Origin of the sequence: Sneathiella sedimenti, assembly GCF_017313765.1 — a bacterium.
In the GTDB taxonomy this organism is placed as follows: Bacteria; Pseudomonadota; Alphaproteobacteria; order Sneathiellales; family Sneathiellaceae; genus Sneathiella; species Sneathiella sedimenti.
Genome location: NZ_JAFLNC010000005.1, coordinates 61,835 through 76,432, shown reverse-complemented (window position 1 = coordinate 76,432; position 14,598 = coordinate 61,835). Strand labels below are relative to the sequence as shown.

Sequence of the window (14,598 nt, the reverse complement as noted above, 5' to 3'; positions counted from 1 at the left end):
GTGGGGTTATTTCCCCTGATACCGAGTTGCTCGGAGTTGAGGAAGAGCCTCGTTTTCAGGAATATTTCTGATTAAAAATGTGCCGGTCCACATACCGGGGTCATAATCAAGCCGCAAATAATAGGTTTTTCCCGCCTCCATAGACAAATATACAGCTTTATCAATTCGGCTGGTTTCCGTTAGCAATTCATGTGGTCCGGGATCCGTTTCATAGGAAATGTATCCGCCGACATTCACAGCGCCGACGTTCTTCCCGTTATCCAGAAAATCTGCCGTTACGGTCGCGGCTATAAAGGTGTCAACCCGATAGACATATACGAGCGCTTTTCCCGGCGCAGGCGCCTGTTTACTATGGCTCTCGGTAAAGAGTGGGCCGCTTGCAGTAGTACAGCTGACAAGAAAGAGGAAGGCAAGAATACTGAGAATGGCACGCATGGAGACACCTTGGGTAGATTAACTGAGGTACTAACCTCCTACCGCGATTGGCGTGATTTCACAACACTAAATTGATGAGGTGGGGAAATCTATTCCTCCTTAAAGAGCGGGAGGGAGGCAATTTTGTTGCCGGACGGGATTTGCCGGGATTTTATCCATTCGGCGATGTCACGCCAGACAATGGGCCCTCCCAGATCGCGCATCAGCATATGCCATCCGCTTTCATAGAGAACGATATCACTGCCCGGCGGGAGTTCGGCGGCGATCTTCTCAATCGGCTCCTTCGGGATGAGCTGGTCCTTCTCGCCATAGAGCAGCAGGGTCGGCAGCGTGATATCCTTCGCCGCGTCATAGGCGGCGTCCATGATATTGACGAGGCCGTAGACGCTGTCGATGCGGGTTTCCTTGATAAAAAGCGGATCGGCGGACAAGTTGCGCAGCATGGAGATATTATCAGAGGCCTGAATGCCGAGGCCCTGCCCGGTCAGCTTGACCTCCGGGAAAGTATGGGCCGCCGTCCAGAGAACCGCCTGGTAGAAGGGATTGAGGGCCTGCCAGCCCCAGACGGCCGGGGCCGAGAGGATAATGCCGTCCACCCTCGGGAAGCCCTCCGATGTGACCGCCGTAATCAGCACCGCGCCGCCCATACTCTCGCCGAGAAGATAGAGCGGCTTGCCGGGATATCTTGCCTGCGCCTTCTCCACCATCGTGGCGAGATCCCTGATCATCAGCTCCTGCCCCGGCCAGATGCCAAAATTCGGCGCTTCCCCGAAACCGCGCTGATCATAGGCGATGGTAGTCAGCCCCTCCCCGATCCACCAGCTGCCCGGAAAGGCGTAGGTGTTGCTATAGTCATTAAATCCATGCACGGCAATGAGAACCGCGGCGGGGTCGTCCGTCGCCTCCCAGATCTTGACGGGCAGCTTTTCACCGTCGGGTGTCTGTAAATAGTGATCGGTAAGCACCGCGTCCATCTTGGCCGGGCCGGGTTGCTGCACCACCGGTGTGCAGGAGGCGATAAAAAGCGCGGCCGCTATCCACAGCAGTCGTCGGCAGGAAAGTATTTCAACAAATTTCATCCGATCAGGTCCCGCACTCTTTTCTGCAAATATGGCACGACATCTGCCTCAAACCAGTCATTCTTCTTCATCCAGCCCTGAACCCGCCAGCTCGGATGCGGCAGCGGCAGGATATCAGGGGTAAAATCACGATACTTCGCGACCGTTTCCGTCAGGGTTTTTTCGCGTCTCGAGGACAGGTAATATTTATGGGCATATTGGCCAACGGCCAGCGTCAGCTTGATATTTTTAAGCTCCGGAATCAGGCGCGGATGCCAGGTTTCGGCGCATTCGGGACGTGGCGGCGCGTCCCCGCCACTCTTTTGCTTGCCGGGATAGCAAAATCCCTGCGGCACGATCGCAAAATTCTTCGGATTATAAAAGACTTCCTTGTCGACGCCGAGCCAGTCCCGTAGCCGGTCGCCCGAGGCATCATCCCAGGGGATGCCGCTTTCATGTACTTTGGTGCCCGGCGCCTGTCCCGCGATCAGGATCGGCGCGGCGGCATCGGCAATAAGCACGGGCCGGGGGCCGAGCGGTAGATGCGCCTCGCAAATCCGGCAGGCGCGAATATCGGTGAGGAGAGTTGCCAGCGGATCAATTTTTTCCGTCATCAGGCCACCCTCGGGAGTTAGGTATCGTGGTGCAAAAAGCCGTCAAGCAGGGTGCCGTGGGCCGGCCGGGGCCGATGCAGGACAATTCCGTCCGGCGTCGATTTCTGCCAATTTTTCTCAATATTACTTGTTATATTTTGGCCTTTTACGACGCAAAGCTGATGGTTTACTTTAAGGATTTCCCCATCCTCCCCCTGATCGTACCGGGCGGGACTAGCGAGGCCAATAGAATAGCCCCGCATTGCCAGCCAACTCGCGGCTCGCGTCCCCTGGAGGATGAGGAAAGGTTCATTCACCCTTGAAGTTCCCCGGTCGTTTCTCAAAGAAGGCATTGATGGCTTCTTCATGGTCCTTGGTGTGATGGGAAGCCGCCTGGAAGGCCGCCGACATTTCCAGCAGGCTGTCGAGGCGCATATGCTCCCCTTCGCGCAGGAGTTTCTTGGACATGCGAAGCGCATGGGGCGGGTTCGCCGCGATGCGTTTGGCAAGGTCCTTCGCCGCCGTCATCAGGTCTGAATCTTCTACAACATTGGAGACAAGGCCCCAGTCGAGTGCAGTCGCCGCATCGATCATGTCACCGGTGAAGGTCAGTTCCGCGGCGCGGCTGCGCCCGATGACCCGCGGCAGGAACCAGGCCCCGCCATCCCCCGGAATGATGCCAAGTTTCACGAAACTTTCCGCAAACTTGGCGGATTTTCCGGCAATACGGATATCGCACATGCAGGCAAGATCGCAGCCCGCGCCAACCGCCGGACCGTTGACCGCCGCGATGGTCGGAACTTCAAGGTCATAGAAGGCCAGCGGGATTTTCTGGATGCCGTGGCGATAGCCCTGGCGCAATTCGGCCGGTGTCCCGGCGAACAGCCCTTCCTTGTCGCGCATATGCTTGACATTGCCGCCCGCAGAGAAGGCCTTGCCTGCCCCGGTCAGGATCACACAGCGTACGCTGTTGTCTTTGTTGATACGGTCCGCCGCACTCAGGAATGCGTCGAAAATGATATCATCGGAGAGGGCATTGCGCTCCTCTGGCCGATTGATCGTGAGGGTTACGACTCCCCCATCTTGTTCATATAATAGAGCTTCAGTCATGACGGGTAAGCTACTCAATTGCCCGCGAAATGGGAAGCGGGAATCGCGCCCGAAATCATTTATTCCGACGTTCCTCAGGCCGTTCGCCCGTAAAAGGTCATCTGGGCTTCCTTCGAGAGGGCAATGCCGGGTTCCGTATTATAGGCGAGAACCGCCAGCATGCGGGTGCGCGTGCCCTCATTCGGCGTCACCCTGTGCATGGCATTCCGGCCGCGAAACAGGACGAGATCGCCAGCGTCCAGAGAGAGACGCTTGACGGCTGTCCGCCCATCGAGCACATCGGCGACGCCGTCAAAATTCATGTCACCGGCATCGGCATCGCGCAGGGCGCTGACATATTCAAACTCCCCGCCGCTTGTCGCCGGTTGAACCATCAGCGTAATCGCGAAGGAGGAGTTATCGAAATGCCAGCCCAGTTCCTGCCCCGTTTCCGCATAATGCAGATTGACCGAGGAGAGCGGGTCCGCATAGTTATAAAGCGTTGTCTCTCCCAGAATATCGCAGAGAAACTCCCTGAACTCCGGCGCGTCATAGAGCGTCCGCAACGGGGAAGCCTCGGGCAGGGCATCATCGGTGATGCAGCCCTTTGACGAGATGACCATGCGGTTGCGCGTATGGTCGGCCGGATATGCGGGATCGGTCGCGCTGAGATAGACCGTATGCTCCTCCCGTTTTGCATAGACCTTATCTCGATTAGCCTCCCCTTCCGCAAAGATCGCGTCAATCGCGGCCTTCGTCGCGAATTGCGGGAGGACCAGTACGCCTTCCTTATTAAGCCTGTCGCGGCAGGCGGCCCGAAATGCGGGATCCTTGATCGGGTGAAGCGTAAAATCCACTATCTTCTCAAGGTTCATTTTTTCTCCTTCCTCCGGACATTCTGCACTGTCCGGTCGGTGGCGGGCGCCGCAGCCGGAATATTTTCCTTATCCCGAAGGTACCAGTATCCGTCCTGTTGTCACCGGAAAACTTGACAACTTTCGCGAATGGGGTGACGATTTCCGAAAATAAGGGGGTTACCCTCAACAAAAAACAAAGAAAAGGACCCTCTATGTCAGCGCCCGCCTCCCCCAGCACCGATGTCACTCCCTATAAGGGAATAGTGCTGTTCTGCACGGCGGTTTTCCTGTTTGCGGTGATGGATTCCTTTGCCAAACTCGCGGGGCAGACTTTCTCGCCGCTCCAGGTGGTCTGGGCCCGGTGCTTTTTCCATATCGTCCTGCTGATCCTCTTTCTCGGGCCAGTCCATGGACTCAATCTTGTCCGGACAAACAACCTCAAAGTGCAGGTCCTGCGATCGATGCTGCTGCTGGGCGCGACGATCTGCATCTTTACGGCCATCAAATATATTCCGCTCGCCGATGCGGGCGCGATTGCGGCGACCTCCCCGCTCTTTGTGATCCTGTTGTCTGTGCTGCTGTTGAAGGAAAAAATCAGCTTGCGCCGCTGGTGTGCGGTCGGTGTGGGATTCGTGGGCGCAATGATCGTGCTTCGGCCGGGACTGTCCATGGTTCATCCGGCGATGTTCCTTGTCGTGCTGATGTCGCTTTTCTACGCGCTCTATCAACTGACGACGCGGTTCCTCTCCGGTGTCGACAGTTCGGTGACAACGGCGTTCTATTCCGTACTGGTCGGGACCATCGTGATGAGTTTTGTGATGCCCTTTGTCTGGATTATGCCGGATCTCGAGGGATGGATCCTATTGGCTATCGTCGGCTTTCTCGGTGGTGTCAGCCATTTCATCATGATCGTCGCCTTCAAATATACCGCGGCTTCCACTGTCGCGCCGTTTAACTACACCCAGTTGATCTGGATGGCGGTAATCGGCTATCTGGCCTTTGGCAACCTGCCGGACGGCATGACAATCCTTGGTGCGGCAATCATTGTCGGCAGCGGCCTTTACATCATCCATCGGGAGCGACAGACGACGCGCAAAACGGACCCGTTAGTCGGCTGACGAACCAATCTAACAATATGCTCTGGGTTAATCTTGCTGTTACCGGAAAACTTGACAACGTCCCGGAATGGGGCGACCCTTTCTGAAAACAAGAGGGTTGCCCTCAAACAAAAAAACAATTGGGGAACCCAATGACAGCGCCGTCAACGTCCGCAGAGTCCACCTTCTCCTACAAGGGTATCTTTCTCTTTTGCACCGCCATCTTCTTTTTTGCGGTCATGGATACAACCGTTAAGTACGCGAACGAGACCTACCCGCCGGTGCAGGTGGTCTGGGCCCGCTATTTTTTCCATAGCGTATTGATGGCGGCGATCCTGCTGCCGAAACACGGGGTACAGCTTATCAAGACCAACAGGCTGAAGATGCAGCTTATTCGTTCCATCTTCCTGCTGCTGGCGACTGTCTGCTTCTTCACGGCGGTAAAATATGTACCGCTGGCCGATGCGGCGGCACTCGGGGCGACGTCACCGCTTTTCGTCATCCTCTTTTCGGTCATCCTCCTGAAAGAGAAGGTCAACGCCCGACGCTGGGCGGCGGTGGTCATCGGCTTTGGCGGGGCGATGATCGTGCTCCGGCCGGGCATGCTTGAGGTACATCCGGCGCTTTTCCTGGTGATCGGAACGTCGATTTTCTACGCGCTTTATCAGATCGCCACGCGGTTTCTCTCCGGAATAGACAGTCCGGCGACCACCATCACCTATTCCGCGCTGATCGGGACCATCGGCATGAGCTTTGTCGTGCCCTTCTTCTGGGTCACGCCGGACCTTATGGGCTGGCTTATGCTGGGCGTGATCGGGTTTATCGGCGGGTTCAGCCATTTTATCATCATCAAGGCGTTTGACTACACCGAGGCCTCCACCGTGGCGCCGTTCCAGTATACGCAGCTTATCTGGCTCGCTATTTTCGGCTATCTGGTCTTCGGGAATTTCCCGGACAACTTCACGATCCTCGGCGCGGTTATCATCGTCGCGAGCGGGCTTTACATCCTCTATCGGGAGCGACAGATCAAGGGCGAGTGAGCGTCGGCCCTAACTCGTCCCGATATCAGCGAGATCGCCGTACATTTCCGGCCGGCGGTCCCGGAAGAACTGCCAGTTGTCGCGGATCTCTTTGATCATGTCCATGTCCATATCAGCGACGACCAGCTCGTCCTTGTCCTCGGACGCTTGGGCGATAATCTCCCCGCGCGGATTGACGACATAGGACGATCCGTAAAACTCGCCGATATTCCAGGGCGCTTCCGTCCCGACCCGGTTGGTTGCGCCGATATAGACGCCGTTCGCGACGGCAGAGGCCGGCTGTTCCAGCTCCCACAAATACTGGCTGACACCTTTCACGGTCGCCGACGGATTGACGATATATTCCGCACCGTTGAGCGCAAGCGCGCGCCAGCCTTCCGGGAAATGCCGGTCATAGCAGATATAGACGCCGAGCTTGCAATAGGCGGTCTGGAACACGGGCCAGCCGGAATTGCCGGGGCGGAAGAAGAATTTCTCCCAGAAGCCGGCCACCTGCGGAATGTGGGTTTTCCGGTATTTCCCGAGATATTTCCCGTCCGCATCGATAACGGCGGCGGTGTTGTAATAGATGCCGGTCTTTTCCTGTTCATAGATCGGTACGACGATGACCATGTTGTATTTTCTGGCGTATTCCTGCATCAGCTTGACGGTCGGGCCATCGGGAATGCTCTCCGTCGCGGCGTACCACTTGCTGTCCTGGGACGGGCAGAAATAGGGCTGCGTGAAAACCTCCTGAAAGGAGAGAACCTGCACGCCCTTCGCCCCCGCCTCATCGATCAAGGGGAGATGCGCCTCGATCATCTTGGCCCGGATTTCCTCCGGGCTCATGTCCGTATTGCCCTTGAGACCCATCTGGATAAGTCCGGCTCGTACCGTTGTCATCGATCCTCTCCTTCTCGCATCGATTGGCAGTCAAAATTTTTACTTTTTTGACCATTTGGTCAGGATTTTAGCTATCAATTTTGAAAAGGGAAAGCTAAAATAGCGATCAAGCATCGCAAGACGAGCAGCCTGCAGGATGAGGAGATCACTATGTCTACTTTGATACGCGGGGGAACCATCGTTACCTCCGAAACCAGCTACCGGGCCGATATTTTATGCGACGATGGGGTGATTAAGGCCATCGGAGAGGGATTGGAGACGCCCTCCGGCGCCGAGGTTGTTGATGCGGGCGGTCAATATGTGATGCCGGGCGGAATTGACCCGCACACGCATATGCAGCTTCCCTTCATGGGCACTGTCGCGTCAGAGGATTTCGAGACCGGCACCGCCGCGGCACTTGCCGGCGGCACGACGCAGATCATCGACTTTGTCATCCCCGATCCGCAGGAACCGCTGATGGACGCCTACCGGAAATGGCGCGGCTGGGCCGAAAAGTCCGTTGCCGACTACAGCTTCCATGTGGCCGTCACCTGGTGGGATGACACGGTGCACCGGGATATGGGACTCCTCGCCGAGAATGAAGGCGTCAACAGCTTCAAGCATTTTATGGCCTACAAGAACGCGATCATGGTGTCGGACGAGATGATGCTGGCCAGTTTCGCGCGTTGCCGGGAGCTTGGCGCGATGGCGACGGTTCATGCGGAGAATGGCGAGATGGTCTATTACCTGCAACAGGAGTTGCTGGCCAAAGGCATTACCGGGCCTGAAGGGCATCCGCAATCCCGCCCGCCAGAGATTGAGGGCGAAGCCGCCAACCGGGCAATCCGCACGGCGCAGTTGCTGCAAACGCCGATCTATATCGTGCATGTCTCCTGCAAGGAGAGCCTGGAAGCCATTACGCGGGCCCGGCTTGAAGGACAGCGGGTGTTCGGCGAATGTCTGGCGGGGCATCTCCTGATCGACGACAGCGTCTACTACAATGAGGACTTTGAATTTGCAGCGGCCCATGTGATGAGCCCACCCTTCCGCCCCAAGGATCACCAGCGTGAACTCTGGCGGGGACTTCAGTCGGGGAATTTGCAGACTACGGCAACCGATCATTGCTGCTTCTGCGCGCCGCAAAAGGCCGCCGGACGGGATGACTTTACGCTGATACCCAACGGGACCTCCGGCGTAGAGGATCGCATGGCGGTGCTCTGGCATCACGGGGTCAATTCGGGCAAGCTCACCATGAACGAGTTTGTGAAGGTCACTTCCACTAATGCCGCGCAGATATTCAATATTCACCCGCGTAAAGGTTCCATCTCGGTCGGGGCGGATGCCGATATCGTGGTGTGGGACCCAGAAATGACGCGGACCATCTCGGCCAAGACCCATCACCAGAATATCGATTTCAATATCTTCGAGGGGATGGAAGTCAAGGGCAGCCCGAGCCATACCATCAGCCAGGGCAAGGTCGTCTTTAAGGACGGACAGCTCAATGTGGTGAAGGGCGCGGGCCGCTATATCAAACGGCCAACCTTCAATCCCTATTTCGATGCGCTCGACAAGCGCCGCAAGGAAACGGCGCCCCGGAAGGTCTCCAGACCCGCACAGGCCGCCGAATAATTTAACCGTAAATTCTCCTGGAAAAGGCCCTGCACCTGTTGGTCGGGGTCTTTTTTTTACGGTGTTTTCAAGGGTACTTTCAGCAGCATGCCGAATTCCTCGGCGAAGTTGACCGAGACCCGGGCATGGACCTTTCCCTGCCGGTCATAGAACCGTCCCTTGTTGCCGATGGGAAAGACACCCTCATGCCAGATATTCGGGTGGATATAGAGGCCCTTCGAGCCATCACAGTAAAATGAGACAAAGTCTTCCGGCTGCACATCATCGCCCGGCAGTGCGAGCGGCACCATGAAGGGCGTGCCATCGAGAGAATAGAAAAGCTGTCCGCCGTCGGGATGATAGTTCGCATGCCAGAGCAGCACCTGGTCCTGCTCCCGCGTGGCGACTTTGGAGTCCGCCTCTTCCGGATTGCGGGACCAGCCGAGGATATAGGTATCCTTGACCGCGTTGTTGCGACCCCAGAGAACGTCCCCTTCCCACCAGAACTCGAAAATACCTTCCGCTGTGCCGCCTTGATTACCGGTCCCCTCATCCACCTTTCGCGTGCCGGAGGTCGGCCAGGTGACAATCTCGATCGGGAAATTCTCGTAATTCTCAACCAGACAGCCGTAATCCTTCAGTGTCTCGTCCGAGGCGACAATTACCGGCATATCAAGCTGCGGCAGGTCAGCCGGGATATCCGGGTTCAGGAAATCGGGTGACTTGGCGGTGGCAGACGAAAGCATCATCGCAATCCTTATGTGATTTTTTTGAGATTAAGCCACAGCCATAAAAAAAAGGGAAGGTCTCCCTTCCCTTTTCTAATACAGTACCAGCGGTTTATTTTGTGGACATATCCCAGATTTCCTGGGTGAAGGCCCCTTCCGGCTTCTTGGAAATGACGAGTTTCGAATCGCCTGCCAGCAGAATATTCACGGTACGATCGTACGAATCCTCATTGAGCCTGCCGAGGTTTTCCGTGTCGATCAGCTTGGCAATTTCCGCCATCATGCGTTTCTGATGTTTTTCGGTCTGGGCACCGGTTGCATCATTTTCGAGCACGATTTCCGCGGCTTCGTCCGTGTTGTCGATGGCATATTGCCAGCCCTTCATTGACGCCTTGATAAAGCGGGCCAGCTTGTCTTTCATCGCGTCGTCCGCAAGGCTCTTCTCCATCACATAGAGACCATCCTCAAGGGTAGCAACGCCCTGGTCTTCATACGGAAAGACCGTCAGCTCCGCCGGTGTCAGACCGCCGTCAATGACCTGCCAGTATTCATTGTAGGTCATGGTGGACACACAGGCCGCCTGCTTCTGCAAGAGCGGGTCGACGTTAAAGCCCTGCTTCAGAACGGTGATATCGGCATCGGCGCCTTCGGTCTTGTATTTCAGCTTATCCATCCATGACAGGAACGGATACTCATTGCCGAAGAACCAGACACCAAGGGTCTTGCCCTTGAAATCCGCCGGTGTTTCAACACCCATATCCTTGCGGCAGGTCAGCATCATGCCGGAGCGGGAGAAAACCTGCGAGATATTGACGAGCGGGACGCCCTTCTCACGGGTTGCCAACGCGGCCGGCATCCAGTCAACCACAACATCGGCGCCGCCCCCGGCAATGACCTGCGCCGGTGCCACGTCCGGTCCGCCCGGCTTGATGGTCACATCGAGGTCGACTTCATCATAGAATCCCTTGTCCTTTGCCACGTAATATCCGGCAAACTGGGCCTGGGTGACCCATTTAAGCTGCAAGGTGAGCTTATCGGCAGCCGAAGCGGAATAAGCCGTAAGGCTCATTGCCGAGGCGGCGAGTAATAAGGCTAGTTTTTTCATCCTGTCTTTCCTCTCCCGTTTTGAAGTAAATCGTTCAAACATACATGATACTGGGGACTCATCTCATTTCGCCCGTCTGTAGGAGGCATGCCAGAAGGTGATCCGGCGTTCCATCAGGGCGAGAATTCCGTAAAACAGCGATCCGACGACGGCGGCGACGGCAATGGTGGCCCAGACGATATCGACATTCATCCGCCCGACCTCCGTCGAGATGCGAAAGCCCATGCCGACAATGGGCGTGCCGAAAAACTCCGCTACAATCGCGCCAATCATCGCAAGAGTCGAATTGATTTTCAGTGCATTGAAAATAAAGGGCATGGCGTTCGGCAGGCGCAGGAACAAAAGCGTCTGCCAATAGCTCGCGGCATAGGACCGCATGAGGTCCTTCTCGATATGGCTTGTGGCTTGCAACCCTGCGAGCGTGTTGATCAGCATCGGGAAGAAGGTCATCACAACAATAACGGCCGCCTTTGATTGCCAGTCGAAGCCAAACCACATGACCATGATCGGTGCGATGCCGACAATGGGGATCGCACTCACCAGCGATCCGAGCGGCAGTAACCCGCGCTGCATGAACGGCACGCGATCGACCAGAATGGCAACAAGAAAGCCGGCGCCACACCCGAAGGCAAAACCCGACAGCACCGATTTTACTACCGTCTGGTAAAAATCCGCGAACAGGGTGGAGGTATTATTCTCAATCGCTGCGCCGATTTGCTCCGGCGAGGGAAGCAGGACGGAAGGAATGCCGAAGCCGATGGTAACCACTTGCCAGAGATAGAGCAGCCAGATGCCAAAGAGCGCCGGAACCGCGAAAGCGAGAAGATGATTGCCGTTTGCCGCCCGAGAAAGAAGTGCGAGGGAGCGCCAGACCAGCAGGCCAAGCGCCACGAGAAAGAGCCAAAGACCGATTGCGCCATATCCGCTGGCATCAACAGTTCGGGTCAGGATCAAGGGCGCGAAGGCTCCGGCGATACAGCCGATAGTGAGCAGAAGCGCTGCGTAAGTCGTCGTCTCCCGGCTTATCAGCTGGTACAGCGCGGCCGCGACAGAGATTACCAGGAGCGCGAAGGCCGTTGGCTTGTCCCACCATTGAACCGACATGTCCGCGTCCACCCCCACCGGCAGAAAGACGGAGATCCCGGAAAGCAGAACAAAGAGGATCAGGACGAGATCAGCGCTTTTCTTCATACCGCCTCCCTCCCCGTCCGGCCAAGAACCAGCTTTTCAGTAATCGTGACCGCCCAGACCAGCAGCATGCCAAGGACCGACGCGGCGACCAATGCCGACCAGATCTGGATCGTCTGGCCATAGTAGGACCCGGCAAGAAGTCGCGCGCCCAGCCCTTCCACGGCGCCGGTTGGCAATTCAGCAACGATGGCGCCGACAAGGCTGATCGCAATCGCCACCTTCAGGCTTGCGAACAGGAACGGGATAGAGGCCGGCATGCGGAGCTTCCAGAAAACCTGCGCGGCGCTCGCACTATAGGTCTTCATCAGGTCTAGCTGCAACACATCGGGCGAGCGCAATCCCTTCACCATACCGATGGTGATCGGGAAGAAGCAGAGATACATGGAAATAATCGCCTTCGGCACCAGCCCGGTCAGCCCGATATGGCCAAGGACAACGATAATCATCGGGGCAATGGCGAGAATCGGCACGGTTTGCGAGGCGATGATCCAGGGCATCAGGCTCCTGTCCAGCGTCTCCAGATGGACAATCCCAACCGCGAGCAGGACGCCAAGAAGTGCGCCCAAGGCAAAGCCGACCAGCGTTGAGGAAATCGTCACATAGGAATGATAGACAAGACTGCGCTTGGAGGTAATTTTCTTGTCGATAACCGTTTTATGAAGCTCGACAATAATCTGCTGCGGTGCCGGCAGGATCGGACGTTCCATCGACCAGGCATCCTCGGTCAGCTGCTGCCAGCTCCATTCGACCTTGCTCCGCTCATACTGATCGATCAGGCGATCGGAATTCATATAGACCGCGCCCGCATACCAAAGGATCAACAAACTAAGAACGACGACAAAAACGGGAAAGCTCTTCCCGTCATATAGGCGGCGCCATATCCCCGCCTTGCTGATTTCAGCCGGCTTAGTCATCGTAGCTATGCCCCGAGCGCAGCCCCTCGCGCACGCGGTGGGAAATTTCAAGAAACTCCGGTGTCTCGCGAATGTCCAATGTACGATCCCGCGGCAGGTTGCTCTCAATGATGTCAATGACCTTGCCCGGCCGCGGGCTCATCACCACAATTTTGGAGGAGAGAAAGACCGCCTCCGGGATCGAGTGTGTCACGAAAATGACTGTCTTCTTCGTTGTATCCCAAAGTTTCAAGAGCTGTTCATTCAGGTGATCGCGGGTAATCTCGTCAAGCGCGCCAAAGGGCTCGTCCATCAGCAGCAGATCCGGTTCCACCGACAGGGCACGGGCGATAGAGACCCGTTGCTGCATCCCGCCCGAGAGCTGCCAAGGAAATTTTTTCTCGAACCCTTCAAGATTGACCATTGCGAGGTTGCGTGCGGCCCGCGCCTTCTGTTCCTCCCGGCTGAGCCCCATAATCTCCAGCGGCAGCATGATGTTTTTCTCGACCGTCCGCCAGGGATAGAGCGCCGGGGCCTGAAACACATAGCCGTAGGCCCGCTTTTGCCGTGCCTCCTCCGGCGTCATGCCATTCACAGAAATATGCCCGCCCGTGGGTTTCTCCAGATCGGCAATCACCCTCATCAGGGTCGTCTTGCCGCAACCGGACGGGCCAATGAAGGAAACAAAGTCCCCCGCATTCACGGTCAAGTCGATATCTGAAAGCGCATGTACTGGCGTGTCCGCCGTTTGAAAGACAAGATTGAGTTTTTCAATCTCGATTACTGGTTTTAAATCAACATCAGACAATATTGGCCCGCTCCACTATGGCATGCAGCAGAACATTACATCCGGCGGCAAGATCTTCAGGGGTCGCTTCCTCTTCCTCGTTATGGCTGATCCCGTTTTCGCAGGGAACGAAGATCATGCCCGTCGGGGCGACGCGGGAAATATAACAGGCGTCATGCCCGGCACCGGAAATGATATCCATATGGCTATACCCCGCAATCTCCGAGCCCTTGCGGACCGCATTCACACAGTCCGTATCGAACTCAACGGGCGGGGAATACCAGATTTCCTCAAACTTCATCTCATAGCCGCCGTCCTTGGCGGTTTTCTCAGCGAAGGCACGGAGCTCCGCGTCCATCTTGCTGAGAATCTCGTCCTTCGGATGGCGGAAATCGACGGTGAAGAACACCTCGCCCGGGATGGTATTACGTGAATTCGGGCTCGACTGGATCAGGCCCACCGTGGCGCAGGCGAAGGGCTGGTTATCCATGCCGATGCGATTGACCTCCGTAATGATCTTCGATGCCGCGACAAGCGCATCTTTACGTCGTGCCATTGGCGTTGGGCCAGCATGGGCCTCCTGCCCGGTAATGGTGATTTCGTACCAGCGTTGACCCTGCGCGCCCATGACCACGCCGATGGTCTTCTCTTCATGTTCAAGGATCGGGCCCTGCTCAATATGCGCCTCGAAAAAGGCCTTGATCTCGCGACCACCGACTTCCTCTGTCCCGGCATAGCCGATACGCTTCAGTTCCTCGCCCATGGTCTTGCCGTCGAGATCGGCGCGGGAAAGGCCGTATTCAAGGTCGAATACCCCGGCAAACACCCCGGAGGCAACCATGGCCGGCGCGAAGCGAGAGCCTTCCTCGTTCGTCCAGACGGCAACTTCCACCGGATGCTCTGTCTTGACATCAAAATCATTGAGGGTGCGAAGAACTTCCAGGCCCGCCAGCACACCGAACACCCCGTCATACTTCCCGCCGGTCGGCTGGGTATCAAGATGCGATCCGGTCATCACCGGCGGCAGGTCATCGCGGGTTCCGGCGCGGCGGGCGAAGATATTGCCCATCTTGTCAACCTTTATGGTGCAGCCAGCATCGTTGCACCAGGATGAGAAAAGATCGCGGCCTTCCTTGTCGAGATCGGTGAGCGCGAGGCGGCAGCAGCCCCCCTTCTTCGTTGCGCCAATCTTGGCCATTTCCATCAGACTTTCCCAAAGCCGATCGCCTTTTACATTCATATTCTGCATGGGTTTC

16 protein-coding genes are annotated in these 14,598 nt (G+C 56.6%); 3 read left to right on the top strand and 13 right to left on the bottom strand.

Annotated features, from left to right (window positions below; translation table 11 throughout):
• Positions 1 to 6: 6 nt before the first annotated feature.
• From J0X12_RS14425 to J0X12_RS14400, 6 genes are all read right to left on the bottom strand, one after another.
• Positions 7 to 435, bottom strand: a complete 429-nt coding sequence (locus J0X12_RS14425) for a DUF2846 domain-containing protein (protein WP_207047046.1) — start codon at positions 433 to 435, stop codon at positions 7 to 9.
• An 89-nt stretch (positions 436 to 524) separates the two neighbouring features.
• Positions 525 to 1,514 (bottom strand): alpha/beta hydrolase, encoded by a 990-nt coding sequence (locus J0X12_RS14420; RefSeq protein ID WP_207047044.1) that lies wholly within the window; start codon positions 1,512 to 1,514, stop codon positions 525 to 527.
• Entirely contained in the window at positions 1,511 to 2,107 is a 597-nt protein-coding gene (locus J0X12_RS14415) for a uracil-DNA glycosylase family protein (protein ID WP_207047042.1), read from the bottom strand. The genes J0X12_RS14420 and J0X12_RS14415 overlap by 4 nt, the downstream gene beginning before the upstream one ends.
• Before the next feature lie 17 nt (positions 2,108 to 2,124).
• The gene (locus J0X12_RS14410) at positions 2,125 to 2,403 is read right to left on the bottom strand and encodes a mitochondrial 54S ribosomal protein L40 (RefSeq protein ID WP_207047040.1); all 279 of its coding nucleotides are present in this window, start codon (positions 2,401 to 2,403) and stop codon (positions 2,125 to 2,127) included.
• The gene (locus tag J0X12_RS14405; RefSeq protein ID WP_207047038.1) at positions 2,396 to 3,196 is read right to left on the bottom strand and encodes a crotonase/enoyl-CoA hydratase family protein; all 801 of its coding nucleotides are present in this window, start codon (positions 3,194 to 3,196) and stop codon (positions 2,396 to 2,398) included. Before J0X12_RS14405 ends, J0X12_RS14410 begins: the two co-directional genes overlap by 8 nt.
• Positions 3,197 to 3,270: 74 nt before the next feature.
• The gene (locus tag J0X12_RS14400; protein WP_207047036.1) at positions 3,271 to 4,050 is read right to left on the bottom strand and encodes a HalD/BesD family halogenase; all 780 of its coding nucleotides are present in this window, start codon (positions 4,048 to 4,050) and stop codon (positions 3,271 to 3,273) included.
• A gap of 194 nt (positions 4,051 to 4,244) precedes the next feature.
• On the opposite strand from J0X12_RS14400, the gene J0X12_RS14395 reads away from it, so the two are divergent.
• Complete coding sequence (locus tag J0X12_RS14395) at positions 4,245 to 5,150, top strand: DMT family transporter (RefSeq protein ID WP_207047034.1); 906 nt, start codon at positions 4,245 to 4,247, stop codon at positions 5,148 to 5,150.
• 131 nt (positions 5,151 to 5,281) lie between these two features.
• The gene (locus J0X12_RS14390; RefSeq protein ID WP_207047032.1) at positions 5,282 to 6,169 is read left to right on the top strand and encodes a DMT family transporter; all 888 of its coding nucleotides are present in this window, start codon (positions 5,282 to 5,284) and stop codon (positions 6,167 to 6,169) included.
• 9 nt (positions 6,170 to 6,178) lie between these two features.
• Here J0X12_RS14390 and J0X12_RS14385 read toward each other — a convergent pair whose 3' ends face one another.
• Positions 6,179 to 7,051, bottom strand: a complete 873-nt coding sequence (locus J0X12_RS14385; protein WP_161314899.1) for a nitrilase-related carbon-nitrogen hydrolase — start codon at positions 7,049 to 7,051, stop codon at positions 6,179 to 6,181.
• A gap of 150 nt (positions 7,052 to 7,201) precedes the next feature.
• Between J0X12_RS14385 and hydA the strand changes: the two genes are divergently transcribed.
• On the top strand, positions 7,202 to 8,659 hold the full coding sequence (gene hydA / locus J0X12_RS14380) for a dihydropyrimidinase (protein ID WP_207047030.1): 1,458 nt from the start codon (positions 7,202 to 7,204) through the stop codon (positions 8,657 to 8,659).
• A 56-nt stretch (positions 8,660 to 8,715) separates the two neighbouring features.
• Here the strand turns inward: hydA and J0X12_RS14375 are convergent, their stop codons facing one another.
• From J0X12_RS14375 to J0X12_RS14350, 6 genes are all read right to left on the bottom strand, one after another.
• Positions 8,716 to 9,387 carry an ureidoglycolate lyase gene (locus J0X12_RS14375; protein ID WP_207047028.1) on the bottom strand — a complete coding sequence of 224 codons (672 nt, stop codon included), beginning with the start codon at positions 9,385 to 9,387 and terminating at the stop codon, positions 8,716 to 8,718.
• A 91-nt stretch (positions 9,388 to 9,478) separates the two neighbouring features.
• On the bottom strand, positions 9,479 to 10,471 hold the full coding sequence (locus J0X12_RS14370; protein ID WP_207047026.1) for an ABC transporter substrate-binding protein: 993 nt from the start codon (positions 10,469 to 10,471) through the stop codon (positions 9,479 to 9,481).
• 63 nt (positions 10,472 to 10,534) lie between these two features.
• On the bottom strand, positions 10,535 to 11,662 hold the full coding sequence (locus tag J0X12_RS14365) for an ABC transporter permease (protein WP_207047024.1): 1,128 nt from the start codon (positions 11,660 to 11,662) through the stop codon (positions 10,535 to 10,537).
• Positions 11,659 to 12,576 carry an ABC transporter permease gene (locus J0X12_RS14360; protein WP_207047022.1) on the bottom strand — a complete coding sequence of 306 codons (918 nt, stop codon included), beginning with the start codon at positions 12,574 to 12,576 and terminating at the stop codon, positions 11,659 to 11,661. The genes J0X12_RS14365 and J0X12_RS14360 overlap by 4 nt, the downstream gene beginning before the upstream one ends.
• A complete protein-coding gene (locus J0X12_RS14355) occupies positions 12,569 to 13,363 on the bottom strand; it encodes an ABC transporter ATP-binding protein (protein ID WP_207047020.1) in 795 nt (264 codons plus the stop codon). The genes J0X12_RS14360 and J0X12_RS14355 overlap by 8 nt, the downstream gene beginning before the upstream one ends.
• Complete coding sequence (locus J0X12_RS14350; protein WP_207047018.1) at positions 13,356 to 14,591, bottom strand: Zn-dependent hydrolase; 1,236 nt, start codon at positions 14,589 to 14,591, stop codon at positions 13,356 to 13,358. Before J0X12_RS14350 ends, J0X12_RS14355 begins: the two co-directional genes overlap by 8 nt.
• Between the last annotated feature and the right edge of the window lie 7 nt (positions 14,592 to 14,598).